Here is a 15002-nt window from a genome sequence, read left to right as displayed (position 1 = left end):
GCGGTTATACGCAGTGCAGCCGTCTCCTGAACTTAAAAAAAGATTAAAAATAAAAGCAGTCCGGCGCCGCCTACGGCGCTAGTTCGTCCGCAAAGGTAACTTGCCGCCGCGGCTGCTATTCAACAGGGTTCCCCGGCAAACTGTTGAGCGCTGAGCTGTCCATTTTCATCCCCTACGCCTTCCATCCTTGTTGCTCGCTTCCCTCCTGCTCCGCCACCAGGCCGAATTCGGCCCCGTACTGCCCGTCGACCTCAATGGCCCGGCCGTGACCCGCCTCGACTTAACTGATAACAACCCCCTGGTTTGCAACGCCGACCTGCGCGACACGCCCGCCTTTGAGCAGATTGTGAACGCCATGCTGGCCGCGCAGGGCGCAAGCATTGGCGTGGGCGGCTACCTCGAAAACCGGGTGATTTACCGCCGCAGCCAGCACTTTGGCCCCGGCCAGGTAGAAGAAGCCCGGTCCCTGCACCTGGGTGTGGACGTGTGGCTGCCGGCCGGCACGCCGGTGCTGGCGCCGCTGCCGGCCCGCGTGCACAGCCTGGCCGACAATGCCGATTTCGGCGACTACGGCATCACCGTTATTCTGGAGCACGAGCTGGAAGGCGTCGCCTTCTACAGCCTCTACGGCCACCTCAGCCGCCTGGAATGGGCGCTATTGCGCGTGAGCCAGCAGCTGGAAAAAGGCCAGCCCTTTGCCAGCGTGGGCCCCTACCCGGAAAATGGCGACTGGCCCCCGCACCTGCATTTCCAGCTCATTGCCGACATGGGCGGGCGAGTTGGTGACTTCCCCGGAGTGGCGCGGCCCTCGGAGCGGGAACTATGGGCGGCGCTCTGCCCCGACCCTAACCTGGTGCTGCAGTGCCGCCAGCTTTAGTCGAACTTGATGGCCACCACCGGCTTAATCCGGGCAATCAGGTAGGTGGGGATTAGCACGGCCAGCAGCGACGTTACGAAGGTGGCGGCGTTCATCAGCAGGAGCATTTTGGGGTCCCAGGAAATCGGCACGCGGTCCATGTAGTAGTTTTCCGGGTCGAGGGGAATGACGTGGAAATAATACTGCAGGGCGCAGAATCCCACGGCGATGACGTTGCCGATGAGCATGCCGCGCACCGTGAGCGAGAGCCCGCGGAAAAAGAACATGCGCCGAATCTGATTGTCGGTGGCCCCCAGGGCTTTCAGGATGCCAATCATGTTGGTGCGCTCCAGAATCATGATGAAAATGGTGGCGACCATGTTGAAGGTGGCCACGAAAATTATCAGAATCAGGAAAATAATAACGTTGCGGTTCAGCAGCTGCAGCCAGTCGAAGAGCTGGGCGTACTGGTCCGTGATTTTATCAATTTTAAGGTCGTAGGGCAGCTTCTCGTAGAAGTTATCAGCGGTGCGGTCAATGGTATCGAAGTCCTTGAGCACGACTTCCATGCCTCCCACCAGCGAGTCGGGCCAGGCGGGCGAGTTCAGCTCCCGAATCTGCCGGATGTCGCCAATAACGTACACTTCGTCGAACTCATCGAGGCCCGTGGAATAGATGCCACTGACCCGAAACTGCCGGATGCGGGCCGGGGTTTGAATGAAGTAGAACAGCGCCTTGTCGCCCACCACGAGGCGGAGCTTGTCGGCTACTTTGCGCGACACCAGCACGTCGTCGCTGGCCGCCGAATCGGGAAAGCTGAGGAACTTGCCGGCCGTCATGTTGACGCGCATCGGCGACGGGCCGTCGGTTTCGGCAATGCCCTTGAGCACCACGCCCAGCACTTCGTCCTTGGTTTTGATGATGGCCGTTTTCACGGCGAAGGGGTGCGTAGACTTTACTTCTGGGAACTGCTTGAGCTCCTCTACCAACAACGGCGCGGCAATGGGCGCCACCTCCAGGGAATTGTTGGTGTCGTAGCGCGAAATTTGCAGGTGCGCCCCAAACGAGAAAATCTTGTTTTGTATCTCGTTGCGGAACCCTTGCAGGATGGCAAACGATACCACCATCACCGCCAAGCCCATGGCAATGCTGATGATGGCTATTTTTGTGACCGACGACGTGAACGAACCAGAATCGGCTCCTCCGTCAATCTTCTGCGAAATGTAGCGGGCGACATTCATTTTTCGACCGTAAAGCTACGTTTTGAACCGGTACTGGCCACGCTCCTTTTCTGCGGGCCTGCCGTTTTGCTACCCAGCACCCTTTTTTTCAGCCTTTTCGCCCTCCTTTATGATTGGTATTACCGCAAAAATCACCCTATCGCTGCTCCTGGCGTTGCCAGCCTGCGGCACCACAAAGCCCGCCGCTACCGTTCCCGCCACCACGGAGCCGGCTGATACGCTGGCCCCGACGGGCGCTCCTGGCAGCGCCGCCGCCGGAGTGGTAGTGGGCGCCGAGCAGCTGGAAAAGTACCTGCCCCAGTTGAAGAACAAGCGCGTGGGGCTGGTTATCAACCAGACTTCGCGGGTGGGCAACGCCTTTCTGGTGGACACGTTGCGGGCGCGGGGCGTGAACGTGACGGCCATTTTCGCGCCGGAACACGGCTTTCGAGGCGAAGAAGCCGATGGCGCCACCATCAAGGACGGGCGCGACGCGCGCAGCGGCGTGGCCGTGCGCTCGGTGTATGGTAAAACCAAAAAGCCCACGCCGCAAATGCTGGCCGACGTGGACGTGCTGATTTTTGATATTCAGGACGTGGGCGCCCGGTTTTATACCTTCATCAGCACGCTGCACTACGTGATGGAGGCGGCCGCGGAGCAAAACAAGGCCGTGCTGGTCCTTGACCGGCCCAACCCCAACGGCGACCTCGTGGACGGCCCCGTGCTGGAACCCGCGCACAAATCATTTGTGGGCCTCGACCCACTGCCCATCGCCCACGGCCTGACGGTGGGCGAGCTGGCCACCATGATAAACGGCGAAAAATGGCTGGCCGGCGGCAAAAAATGCCGCCTGACGGTGGTGCCCATGGCCGCCGGCTACACGCACTCCACCAACTACCCCCTGCCCGTGCGGCCCTCCCCCAACCTGCCCACCCACCATTCGGTGCGGCTGTACCCCAGCATCTGCCTGTTTGAGGGCACCAATGTGAGCGTGGGCCGCGGCACGCCCACACCGTTTGAAATCATTGGCAGCCCCACGCAGCCGGCTAGCCGGCCATTCTCGTTCACGCCCAAGCCCAACGCGGGCTCGCCCACGCCGCCGCTCAACGGGCAGCTGTGCTACGGGCTCAACCTAGCCACTGCGCCGGCCCGCGAATCGTCGGGACTCGTGCTGAAATACTTGCTCGACTTTTATCAGCAAAGCACTGACAAAGCCCACTTTTTTGGGAAATATTTCGAGCAGCTTTCGGGCAGCAACTCCCTGCGCGAGCAAATCATAGCCGGCAAGAGCGAAGCAGAAATCCGGGCTTCCTGGGAGCCGGGCCTAGTCAAATTCAAAACCTTGCGGGGCAAATATTTGCTGTACCCGGAGCGGTAGTCATCGGGTTGTTGAATTTTATTGGCTGGGTTGAATACGGCCGTGCTCCTGCCAGGAAAAACGCCCGGCACTTTTTACTACTACACTGACACCTGATATGTTGAAGCTGGTTTTCATGGGTACGCCCGATTTTGCTGTTCCCACGCTTGAAAGCCTGCTGGCTTGGCCGGGGGGCCAGGTGGTGGCTGTGATAACGGCGCCCGACCGGCCCGCGGGGCGCGGGCGCCAGTTGCAGGCATCGGCGGTTAAAGTGGCCGCCGAAGCGCACGGCGTGCCCGTACTCCAACCCACCAACCTGAAATCGCCGGAATTCCAGGCCGAGCTGCGGGGCTACGGGGCCGACCTGCAGGTGGTGGTGGCGTTCCGCATGCTGCCCGAAATGGTCTGGAACATGCCCCGGCTGGGGTCCATCAACATCCACGCCTCGCTGCTGCCGCAGTACCGTGGGGCGGCGCCCATCAACTGGGCCCTGATGCAAGGCGACACCGAAACCGGCGTCACTTCGTTCTTTTTGCGCCACGAAATCGACACCGGCGACCTGATTTTGCAAGACCGGATTACCATTGCGCCCACCGATGACTTTGGCAGTCTCTACGACAAGCTGAAGGTGGCCGGGGCTGCCTTGGCGCGCCGCTCGGTAGAAGCCATTGCGGCGGGCACCGCGCCCAGCACCGCGCAGGAGCAGCGGGAGGAGTTGCGCCCGGCGCCTAAAATCCAGAAAGAAATCGGCCGGCTTGACTTTACACGGCCTGTGGCCGAGCTGGTGAATTGGGTGCGCGGCCTCTCCCCAATTCCCACGGCCTTCGCCCCCTTGCCCGACGGGCGCATTATCAAAATATTTCGGGCCCAAGCCACTCCAGCCGAGGCCACCGACCAGCAGCCCCTTGCCGCCCCCGGCACCTGGGAATCGGACGGCCGGCACTACCTGCGCGTGGCCGCCGCCAATGGCTGGCTCGACCTGCTGGATGTGCAGCTTGAAGGCAAGAAACGGCTGCCGGTGAAGGAACTGCTGCTGGGGTTTAAGCTGCCCGCTCAATCCGTTTAACTCTTTTCTATTTAACTGTTTCCGATGGTTTCATTTGTAGTAGCCGTGGCCGAAAACGGCATTATTGGTGCCAAAGGTGAGCTGCCCTGGGGCCGCCTGCCCGCCGACCTGCAGCATTTCAAGCGTCTCACCTTGGGTCATCCGGTGCTGATGGGACGCCGCACTTTCGACAGCCTCGGCCGGGCCTTGCCCAAGCGCCCCAACATCGTGATAACGCGCCAGGCCGACTGGAGCGCCCCCGGCTGCGAAACCGCGGCCTCGGTGCCGGCCGCCCTGGCCCGCGCCCGGGAGCTCGACGAGGAAGTGTGCGTCATTGGCGGGGGCGAAATCTACCGCGAAGCCCTGCCCTATGCCGACGTGGTGTACCTCACCGAGGTGCACCACGCCTTTGAGGGCGATGCCTCTTTCCCAACGCTCCCTGCCGCTGAGTGGCGGGAGGAGTCCCGGGAGCACCACGAGGCCGACGAGCAGCACGCCTACGCGTTTAGTTTCGTCACGCTCCGGCGGCGGTAATTACGCGCCCTCATTGCAACAAAAAAAGGCCGCCCAACCGGGCGGCCTTTTTTATTGCGGCGGCAAGTCTTAGCGCATCAGCACCAGCTTGCCCCAATCGTTTTTGAAGGCGCGGTCGCCGGCCGTCTGGCGGCGACCGAACTCTCCGCTCGGGTCGTCCAGCGACACGCGGTAGAGGTAGGTGCCGTTGGCCAGCCGGTCGCCGAAGGAGTCGGTGCCGTCCCAGGCAAAGTCGGTAATGTTGTTGCCGATGTGCAGCGGGCCCAGCTCGTTCATGAAAATCTCGCGCACCACCCGTCCGGTGACGGTCATAATCTGGATTTTCATGTTCGTGGGCAGCTGCTGGCCGGTCACCGTGAACACGAAGCGGGCCTTGCTCGTCACCGGGTTTGGGTACGGGTAAAGGTTCGTAATTTTGGAGTCGTTGACCACCTCAAAGCTCACCTGAAAATCCTGGGCGCCGGCAGCGGCATTGCGCGGGTCGCGGCCCTGCACCCGCAGCGTGTACTTGCCGTCGGCCAGGGGCGCGCCCAGGCCCGGACGGTACTCCAGCTTGGCCACGCTGCCTTTGTCCACTACCACGCTGAACTGGACATTAGCGGCGTTCAAGTCAACCTGAACGGGCGTGGCAGTGCCCTGCTTTTGCAGGGAAAGCGTGAAGGCCGTGCGGTCGGTGATGGTGTTCACCCGGTCTTCGTCGCTAAGCTGAATGGCGATAATTGGCGTGGGCGACACGATTTCGCCGTTGAGGATGTGGCGGCCATCAAAGGCCACGTCCAGGGTTGGCGGCAGGTTGTTGTCGGTAATGGTGAACGGGTCCAGCAGCAGCTCGTTGTTGGAATACAGCTGCTCCGGCTGCACACGCGGGTTCACGAAAACCTCAATAACAAACGTGCCGAACAGGTTTTTCATGCTCACCTTGACCGGGATGGTGGCCGTGGCCCCGGCAGCCAGCACGCCCGGGAACACCACTTCCACCGTTCTCACGATAGGCTGCCCGGACGCGCTGGTATTGCGCACGTTCACCTGGGCCTTGAGCGGGGCCAGAAAGGCCACCGTGGACACGTTCTGGAACCGGACGTTGAAGGCAACATCGCCGGTGCCGGAGGTGGCCTGCTGGAGCAGGGTTGCAGGCGCATAGCTGGCCACGGGCTCCAGGTCGCGGCGCACCACGCCTTCCGGCACGCCCTGGTAGGTGACGAGCCACTGGCGCAGCTGCGGCGGCACGCGGGTCACGTCATCGCGCAGGGCCAGCTCCAGCCGCAGGTACGGGTACTGGGCGGCCGAAACCCCAGCCAGCGACTGCGGCTGCACCATCGACGGCGTGACGTTGGGCAGCACCACTGTTTCGCGGCCTTGGGCATCAACGGCGACCACGCTCAGGGTGCGCACGCCGCTGGCCGTCACGGTGCGGATGTTGGCGAACAGATTCTGCCAGTCCCTGGCGGGGCCAATGAGGGGCGAAACCACCCGGCCGGCCGTGGAGCTTTGCTGCAGGCTGCTGCGCAGCTCCAGGCCCTGGTCGTAGCCGGGCGTAGCGAGCGCGCCATCGGGGCCGACTTCGCGGATGAGGCGGCCGGTGCTGGCGGTGAGCTTCTGGCCAATGAGGGCCAGTGGCTCGCCATCGGCCAGCCTGGTAATGAGCTGCGAGCCCAGCAGGTTCTGAATAGAGGTTTTAAGCGCGGCGGGCAGCAGGCTGTATTGCAAACGGTTGGCCGATACCAGAGCGACGTACGACCCTGCCGGAATGGCCGCCAGGAAAGCGGCCAGCTCCTGCTGGCGGGCGGCGCTGAGGTTCAGGTTATCGGTGGCATCAACCGGCTGGGTGTCGCTGGCCGAGAAATAGTAGAAGCTGTTGGGGGCTTGGCCGCAGCGCTGGTAGTTGCCGGGCATGGTCACGGGGCGCAGGCTGCCGGGCTCGTACACGGCAATCAGCAGGTTGGGCGACCGGACGCCGCAGCCAGAGACCGATGGTACCCCACCGCCGTTTTGCAGAAAAATGCCGGCTCCCGACAGCGAGCCAAATTGCGCGGGGCTGCCAGCGACGCCGCCACCAGTCGTGCGCAGCACTATGGGAATTTCGGTGGGCACAAACGTCCACGCTCCCGATGGAGCACTTACTTCAACGCCGGTCCGCGTGGTGCGCTGCAGCTGCCCGTAGTGGCTCTGCGACCACCCGCCGGGGCTGCCCGGAATCACCCGGAACGAGGCAGTGACCCAGCCGCCGTCCTCGCCGGGCTCGGGGGTGTGGAAGCGCGCGCGCCAGTACCACACCACGCTGTCGCGCGGGGCCACGGCGGGGAGCGTGGGCGCCCACTCCGCCAGCAGGCCCGCCCGAATGAGCGGCGAGCGCAGGACAATGCCGCTGTTGAAGGTGGGAATGGTATCGGCCTCAAAATCGTAGTCGCGCGGTGCCCCGCCGCGGTTGTTGTTCTGCACCACGAGGCGCGGGGTGCTGCTGCTCACAATGGCAAACTCCGTGGGTGCTACCACCGTGAGGCCGCCCTGAAGGAAGGTAAAGTCGATTTGAGCGGTATTATTGGTTTCGCTCAGTTCGGCCACCTTGTTGTTGGGGTCCAGCACCACCTGGAACGTGCTCAGGCCGCCGTCGGCCAGGGTGTTGGGTAGCACCAGGGCGTAGGTGGTGTCCCGGCTCCAGGACTGGCGGCGCGTGAAGTTGAAAACCTGGGCCCGGCCGGCCACGGTCCGGGTTACTTTAATTTCCAGGGGGTCAGTGGTAATCTGGCCCGGATTGGTAACGCCCACATTGAGCACAAAGTCGGGGGAAGATGCCCGCACGGGGCCGTTGCCGGGCGGCGTGGGCACAATCGACAGATTGGCCGAGCTGGCGATAAAATCCGGCCGCTCCGGCGCAAACAGCGCCAGCGCCGGGTCGCCCTGCCAGCCGGTGCCCAGCAGCTGCTCAATGCCAATATCGTCGGTGAAATAGGGCGTGTTCTGCAGGCGCTTTACCGCCTCGGCGTATATCGCCGTGATGGGCTTGCCGTACGTCTTAGGGTCGTTGAACATGAGCTTATAGACGGTATCGAGCGATACTTCCAGCCGGTCAGCGTAACTCAATCCGTATGTGCCCAGCGAACCAAGCGCCCCTTTTTTGTCGGCAAACAGCCAGTCCTCAACTATGGTGTAGCCGCTGGTAAACGTATGGTTGGCCGCGCAGCCGTTGAAATAAAAGAACGGGTACTTCCCGGTGTTTTGATACGTGGGGTCCGATGGCGTGCCGAAGTTCAGGGAGAACGTGTTGTTGGAGCCGTGGCCGAAATAGGTCATCAGGGAGATTCCCGCGTTCAGTTCCGTCGAAATATTGACGCTCACGGGCAGGGCAGCATCCCGGATGTAGGTGGTCACCTTCCCGCCGAACAAAGGCCGCTCGACGCGCGCTTTGTTCCGGTTCATTATTACCGGGAAAACTCTTGCTTCGTCCGGGTCTTTGCTGCCCACCAGGTGCAGCACGTTTTTGCGCCAGGGCTCCAGTCCCAGGGCGTTGTGGGTGCGCAGTTTGCCCAGGTAGTTCGCTATTTGCTGGGGCGTGGTCACGGTGAGGCGACCGGTGCGCAGCTTAGGCACAAAGTCGTCGTTCTGGAAATTGGCCGTCAGCATGTTGTCGGACACGGCCCGAGAGCTGGTGGGCACCAGGTCGAGACCAAACTCGCCGCCGGTGCGATACCGGACCCCGCCCTCGCTGGGCACAATGCCTTTGCCCAGCAAGAGCAAATACCGTTCGGAATTGGTGGGGGCGCCAGCCGCCAGCCACAGGCCAAAGTGCCGCATGGCGAGCCACGAGCGTTCGCCGTAGTGAAACTGGTCATAGAGCTGCGCCGTGGATATGAGCAGCGTGTCGTAGCTGCCGCCAGCCGCGGAGGCTCGGTACTTAGCGTATTCCTTTGCCGCGTTGGGCACCGTGGCACCGTTGTCGGTGGCCGGGCCGTAGAGCTGGCGGTGCGAGATAATGGCAAAGTTTACAGCGGCCTGGTTGATGCTGCGAAAGCGTACCCGCTTGGCTGGCACCGGCACAAAAGGCCGTTGCGCATCGGCCAGAAACAACCGGCGCGACCGGGCCGCAGTGGCGCTCGGAAACACGAAACGCCGCCCCAGCGGGCCCAGCGTAAGGGCAGCGGTGGGCGCCACGCGCTGCACGTTCCACGGGTCGTGAATGTCGTAGCCCACCACGGAGGCAGGGATGTTGTCGATTTCGTAGGTAGCCGGACCGCCCAGCAGGGAGTCGCTGGCAAAAGCCAGGTGCCGCCGTGGGCCCAGCCAGCTATTTGCCTGGGGTGCCACCACGCGAACGAACCCGCGACGGAAATAGTCCGACCGGGTACCGATGTTGCCGGTGCTCCCCAAGAGCTTGACCGTAACCAGACCATTGGGCCCAATTTCGGCCCGTTCCAACGGGAATCTTCCACCCGCCTTATTATATGCAGTAAATACCAACCGGGTGACTGTGCGGTAGGTACCAGTTGCCGGATTCAGGACCGAAACTTCGACGTTGTGCGGCGCAAACGTAGCTCCTACTATGCTCAGCTCCATATACGGCGCCGGCCCCGTGGACACCACGGCCTGCAGCGTCGAATCGATGCTCGTAACTGCCGCTGCTCCGCCTAGCGTCTGCGAGAAAAACCCCTCGCCCGACTCCAGCCAAGGCAAAAAAGTATCGCCGCGGGCGGCGTCGGCAAATTGATTGGTTTCCAGCTTCAGGCTGCTGGCCAGGCGCCAGGCGTGCGGGGTGCCGCCCGCGGCCGCTGGCTCGTCCATGCGTTTAGCGGCCGGGGCCGAGGCGCCGGGGTAGGTCAGGAAATACGCGGCGGTATCGGTGTAGAAGCTATAGAGCTGGTGGGGCTGGTCGGAGGCTTTCTTATACAGGTCGCGGTCGAGTTGGCCGTCGTTGCGCTGCCCGTAGAACTCGATGGTCGTACTGGCATCGAATACCGTGGGGCTGCCGCCCTGGTACACGGCCACTTGCCGGCCCCGGCGCCACAGCTGCAGCCGGCTGGGGTCGATGCCGGACAGGCCGGCCTGGGTCAGGTACTGAAAGTCGAGGCGGTGAATGCCGGTCTGCGTCACCTTCACCTTATAGTATTGCTGGCTGGGCACTATCCACTCGTTGCCGTAGGGCCCCGACTGCGCCATGGCCGCCGGGCCACATAGCATCAACGCCATCAGCCAGACCCACCACCCACCAACTCGTTTTGAAGCAGTACTTGTATTTTCCATGCCTAAGTAGCTATATCTTATTTTATATCCTCTATTTCAGTCTATGGCACCTCTTCAAGCCAACAAACCGGCCCCAAAGGCTTACTTGAACCCGTAGCCAAGCGAAACAATCAGCGAGTTGGTTTGGGAAGTACTGCCCAGCTTTTCAACCGCCAGCCGCGACAGCGCTAGGTCGACGCGCAGGCCGCTGATGGCCACGCCGGCGCCCACGCTGTACTGCCCTTTCCAGCTGCTGCCGGGCGTGCTGCCGGGGCTGGCCGCAAAGTCCTGAATCTTCTGGTAGTTGCCGGCGCCGCCGCGCAGAAACACCAGGTCCTTATAGCCCAACTCGATGCCCACGCGCGGGTCAATGCTGCCGGCTTTGGTGGAGATGGGCGTGTTGCGCTCCCCGTCGGTGGTGGCCTCCAGGTCCACGGCTACCAGGGCCGAGAATTCCTTGGGCAGCGCCACCCGGCGGCCCACACCCAGCACAAAGCGCGGCAGGGTAATTTCGGCGCTGTTGGTGGGAATGGGGTCGTCGCCGTTGGCGATGGTGCTGTTGATGCCTTTCTGGTACTCATCGGCGTTGATGGACCATTGGGTGAAGGTGGTGGTGATGTCGCGCACCATCAGGCCCATGTTCCAGCCGCTGCGGTTGTACTGTACGCCCGCGTCTACGCCAAAGCCGTAGCCGGTGGCAAACTTGCCGATGTTGCGGTAGATGATTTTGCCGTTGACGCCCACACTCAGGCCTTCCACGTTGCCCAGCTTGCGGGCGTAGGACACCAGCAGCGCGTAATCGGCCACCGAGAAGTATTCAATCTTGCTGTAGTCGACGTAGCCGTACTCGTTGATGAGGTTGCGGGTGTCGGCAATGTTGTCCACGCCCAGGCGCAACACGCTCACGCCAATGGCGCTCTGGGCATCGAGCGGCATGGAAAAGGCCGCGTAGTCGTTTTTCACCACGCCCGAAAACAGCTCCGAGTGCATCAGCACGCCGTCGTATTTCTGGGTCTGGTTAGCCAGGCCCGCCGGGTTCCAATAGCCGGCGGTGGCGTTGCTGGCCAAGCTCACCTGCACTTTGCCCATGCCCAGGGCCCGGGCACCCACGCCCAGGTTCAGGAATTCGTTGCTGTACTTCGGCGTTTTGGTCGATTGGGCGGCCGCCGGCAGAACCAGGGCTATGGCAGCCAGCAGCGCAATGCCGCGGACAGTAGAGGAGAGTTGGGGCATATGCAGGAAGGCGAGTTTTAGGGCGCGCCAGCGGAACGCAAGTTACTTCAAGATAGTGCGTCATGCAGCCAAATTCACGCCAAACCCCCGCGATGGCCGGACGAATAACCGGGCTGCCGTAGATGTACGTTTTTTTTCGGGCCTTGGAGTTTGTGCTGGCAGCGGCCCTCGGCCCGCGCCTGATTTGCGGCGCTCCTGGCTGCTGAGTACCGGTTTTTGACCTGACTCGGGGCTTGCAGTTACCTAAATATAAAAAACAGACTCTTGCTATTAAAATTTTTCACATTGATAATCAATGCGTAACAAAATATTTACAAGCATTAATCGGAATTATTCATCCAGTACCTTGCGTTACAAAGTACCTACCATACATTTGTACTGTTTCTCACCCACTACTATTCGTTACGCCCATGAAACTCGAGAACACCCAGGTTCAGATGCGCAAGGGAATCCTTGAATTCTGCATCCTGGAAATCATCGCCCGCGGCGAAGCCTACGCCTCCGACATGCTGGAGGAGTTGACTTCGGCCCGCATGATAGTGGTGGAGGGCACCCTCTACCCGCTCCTGACCCGCCTGAAAAACGCCGCGCTGCTAGACTATGTCTGGAAGGAAAGCACCAGCGGCCCGCCCCGCAAATACTACACCCTGACCGACGCCGGCCGCCAGTTTCTGGCCGAGCTGCGCGACACCTGGGAGGAAATGGCTGCCTCGGTGGCCATCATCCGGCACAGCGCCCCACCCAAGCCCGCTGTTTGATTTAGCCGCCTTTTCCTTCTCCACTCACCAGAACTTAAACGGCCGTTTTTCAGCCTTTTGCCATGAAAAAGAACATCAGCATCAATCTGCAGGGGATTATCTTTCACATCGAAGAAGATGGCTACGAGGTGCTTAGCCGCTACCTGGCCGAAGTGAAAGCTCACTTTGCCAACTACCGCGGCCACGAAGACATCGTAGCCGACATCGAGGGCCGCATTGCCGAGCTGTTCTCGGCTCGCATCTCGCCTATGCAGCAGGTCATCGGGCTCGACGACGTGGAATCCATGATGGCCAAGATGGGCCGCGTGAGCGACTTCGCCACCGACGACCTTGACGCCGAAGACGTGGAAGCCCCTGCCGCCGCTGGCAGCGCCAGCACGTTCGGCCCCGAAGGCCCGTTTGGCCCCAAAGGCCCATTTGGCCCCGAAGGCCCATTTGGTCCAGAGGGTCCGTTTGGCCGCAAAGGCCCTTTCGGCTCCGAGGGCGCGGCCGCTACTGCCGCCGCCACCGCCACCACCGAGCCCAAGCGCCTGTACCGCGACATGGCCCACCGCAAGGTGGCGGGCGTAGCCGCCGGCATCGCGCAGTACTTTGCCATCAACCCGGTGTGGGTGCGCCTGGGCTGGATTGTGCTCGTGTTCCTGCTGCCCGGCGTGTTTGGGGGCTTCAACTTTCGCGACGGCGACAACCACTTCAGCTTCGGCGGCTGGGCGTTTCTGGCCTACATCATTCTCTGGATTGTGCTGCCCAAGCGCTACGACGCCCCGGCGCCCGCCGAGGCCATGCTCAACCAGGGGCCCCTGGCTGGCCGCAAGCTGTTCCGGGACACCGGCACTGCTAAAATCGCGGGCGTATCCGCGGGCCTGGCGGCTTATTTGAACATCGACGTGACCCTGGTGCGGGTGCTGCTGCTGGCCGGCTTGTTTGCCGGGGGCTTCACCTTCATCCTCTACATCATCCTGTGGATAGTCTTGCCCGAAGCCAAAACGGTTTCGGACAAGATGCGCATGCGCGGCGACGCCGTGACGCTGGAAGGCTACGACAGCAGCCTGCGCGCCAATGAGTTTGGCGAGGGCCCGACCATGACCAACCGCCCCGTGGGCGCGTTTGTGGAAGACGCCGCTCGCGGCCTGCGCCCCCTGGTTGATTTTGCGGGCTCGGCCATCCGCATTGTGGCGGGCGTGCTGCTTACCATTATGGGTTTCTCCCTGCTGCTGGGCCTGGCCGTGCTGTTGGGCGCCGGCATCGGCCTCATTCCCAGCTCCGAAAACATTCACTTGGGCGATGCCCCCGCTCACGTCATGCTGAACGGTATTCCCGCCTGGGGCATTGTTGCCGGCTTTTTCGCCCTCGGTATTCCGGCCCTGTCCCTGTTCCTGAGCGGCCTGAACCTGCTGCTGCGCCGCTCACTAATGTCGCGCACCGTGGGCTTGTCTATGCTGGGCCTCTGGATTTTGAGCATTGTGGGCGTGACCATGGCCGTGGCGCAGCAAAGCCGGCAGTACCAATACGAGGCCGAAGTGGAGCAGCTGGAACGCTACCCCGCCATCAGCGCGCCGGTGATAATGCTGGACGCCCGCCGGGTGGAGCGCGACTGGGAGCAGCGCGTGGACGTGCGCCTAGCCGCCGCCGACAGCGGCCGCGCCCTGGAAGTGCTGCGCTTGCTGGGCTCGAAAGGCCCCTCCGAAGACGAAGCCCGCCGCAACGCCCTGACTTCCATTGATTACACCATCCGGACCCGGGGCGACTCCTCGCTGGTATTCGACGACCACTTCTCCTTCCTGCCCAACGCCAAGTACCGCAACCAGGACCTGGCCCTTACCATTCGCCTGCCCCGCGACCGCACCTTCCGCCTGAGCCGCCGCTTTGCCGAAAACATGTTGGAAGACGAAAACTTCGTGAACAACCGCCGGCCCAATACCCCCGAGCAGTACCAGTACCGCCTGCGCGGCAACAAGCTTGAGTGCATTGGCTGCGCCGAAGCCGATGTCGAGTCTTTGAACGAAGACGAAGACGTAAACATCGACGGCAACAGCTCGAATGAGGGCGACGTGAGCGAAGCCGAAGACGACGACAACGGCCTCAAACTCAACTACGGCGGCGCCCCCGCCTTCGATACTGATATGGAGAGCTACGGCAATGGCCGCCGCACCTTTCAGCAAACCGGCTTCACCCAGGTGGAAGTAGTGGGCGGCTACCGGGTGGTGGTGCGCAAAGGCGACACCTTTAGGGTGGAAGCCGGCGGCGACGAAAGTATTCTGAAAGACCTGCGGGTGACGAACAACGGCAGTACGCTGAAAATCCGGCCCCGCAACACCTCGTTTTTTGGTGGCAACTGGAGGCGCAAATACAGTAAAGTTCTCATCCTCATCGAAATGCCCACCATTGAAAAGCTCGACCTGGCCGGCAGCGTGCAAGCCGACCTCGGCGGTTTCGACCGCCAGGACCGGATGGCCGTTGAGCAGGCCGGCGCCAGCCACTTGCGCCTGAACGGCAGCTACGGCAGCCTGAAAATTGAGCAGGCCGGCGCCTGCCGCACCACCGCCACCGGCAGCGCCGATGCCATAGACCTGGACGCGGCCGGCGCCTGCGAGCTGGCCGCCGCCAACCTGCAGACCCGCACCGCCACCGTGGACCTGGCCGGCGTGTGCAAGGCCCGCCTGCACGTCACCCAAAGCATTCGGGGCGACGCCGTGGGCGCCAGCCAGATTACCTACAGCGGCAACCCCGGCAGCAGCAACGTGGACGCCACCGGTCCTTCCAGCGTGAAGCGCCTCTAGTGGCC

General features: G+C 62.3%; 9 protein-coding genes. 6 read left to right on the top strand and 3 right to left on the bottom strand.

The window, feature by feature from the left end:
* The first annotated feature begins 187 nt into the window (after positions 1-187).
* The gene (locus BEN47_RS13570) at positions 188-877 is read left to right on the top strand and encodes a peptidoglycan DD-metalloendopeptidase family protein (protein WP_239691604.1); all 690 of its coding nucleotides are present in this window, start codon (positions 188-190) and stop codon (positions 875-877) included.
* On the opposite strand, the gene BEN47_RS13565 is transcribed toward BEN47_RS13570, so the two are convergent.
* Positions 874-2097, bottom strand: coding sequence for an ABC transporter permease (locus tag BEN47_RS13565; protein WP_070728933.1), 1224 nt, complete (start codon positions 2095-2097; stop codon positions 874-876). The two genes, BEN47_RS13570 and BEN47_RS13565, sit on opposite strands and share 4 nt — an antisense overlap.
* A gap of 109 nt (positions 2098-2206) precedes the next feature.
* On the opposite strand from BEN47_RS13565, the gene BEN47_RS13560 reads away from it, so the two are divergent.
* The 3 genes from BEN47_RS13560 to BEN47_RS13550 all read left to right on the top strand — a co-directional run bounded on the left by BEN47_RS13560 (position 2207) and on the right by BEN47_RS13550 (position 5012).
* Positions 2207-3454, top strand: a complete 1248-nt coding sequence (locus BEN47_RS13560) for an exo-beta-N-acetylmuramidase NamZ family protein (RefSeq protein ID WP_070728932.1) — start codon at positions 2207-2209, stop codon at positions 3452-3454.
* A 97-nt stretch (positions 3455-3551) separates the two neighbouring features.
* On the top strand, positions 3552-4499 hold the full coding sequence (gene fmt, locus BEN47_RS13555) for a methionyl-tRNA formyltransferase (RefSeq protein WP_070728931.1): 948 nt from the start codon (positions 3552-3554) through the stop codon (positions 4497-4499).
* 24 nt (positions 4500-4523) lie between these two features.
* On the top strand, positions 4524-5012 hold the full coding sequence (locus BEN47_RS13550; protein ID WP_070728930.1) for a dihydrofolate reductase: 489 nt from the start codon (positions 4524-4526) through the stop codon (positions 5010-5012).
* Between the two features lie 69 nt (positions 5013-5081).
* Here the strand turns inward: BEN47_RS13550 and porU2 are convergent, their stop codons facing one another.
* Complete coding sequence (gene porU2 / locus BEN47_RS13545; protein WP_083322417.1) at positions 5082-10247, bottom strand: putative type IX secretion system sortase PorU2; 5166 nt, start codon at positions 10245-10247, stop codon at positions 5082-5084.
* 81 nt (positions 10248-10328) lie between these two features.
* Positions 10329-11459, bottom strand: a complete 1131-nt coding sequence (locus BEN47_RS13540; protein ID WP_070728928.1) for a putative type IX sorting system protein PorV2 — start codon at positions 11457-11459, stop codon at positions 10329-10331.
* 410 nt (positions 11460-11869) lie between these two features.
* Between BEN47_RS13540 and BEN47_RS13535 the strand changes: the two genes are divergently transcribed.
* Together BEN47_RS13535 and BEN47_RS13530 are read left to right on the top strand one after the other, a co-directional pair.
* The gene (locus BEN47_RS13535; RefSeq protein WP_070728927.1) at positions 11870-12217 is read left to right on the top strand and encodes a PadR family transcriptional regulator; all 348 of its coding nucleotides are present in this window, start codon (positions 11870-11872) and stop codon (positions 12215-12217) included.
* Positions 12218-12279: 62 nt separating this feature from the next.
* Positions 12280-14997 carry a PspC domain-containing protein gene (locus BEN47_RS13530; RefSeq protein WP_070728926.1) on the top strand — a complete coding sequence of 906 codons (2718 nt, stop codon included), beginning with the start codon at positions 12280-12282 and terminating at the stop codon, positions 14995-14997.
* Positions 14998-15002: the final 5 nt, after the last annotated feature.

The organism is Hymenobacter lapidarius, assembly GCF_001816145.1.
Taxonomy (GTDB): domain Bacteria; phylum Bacteroidota; class Bacteroidia; order Cytophagales; family Hymenobacteraceae; genus Hymenobacter; species Hymenobacter lapidarius.
Note: the sequence above shows the minus strand (reverse complement) of the source record. Positions and strands in the feature narration are given on the sequence as shown.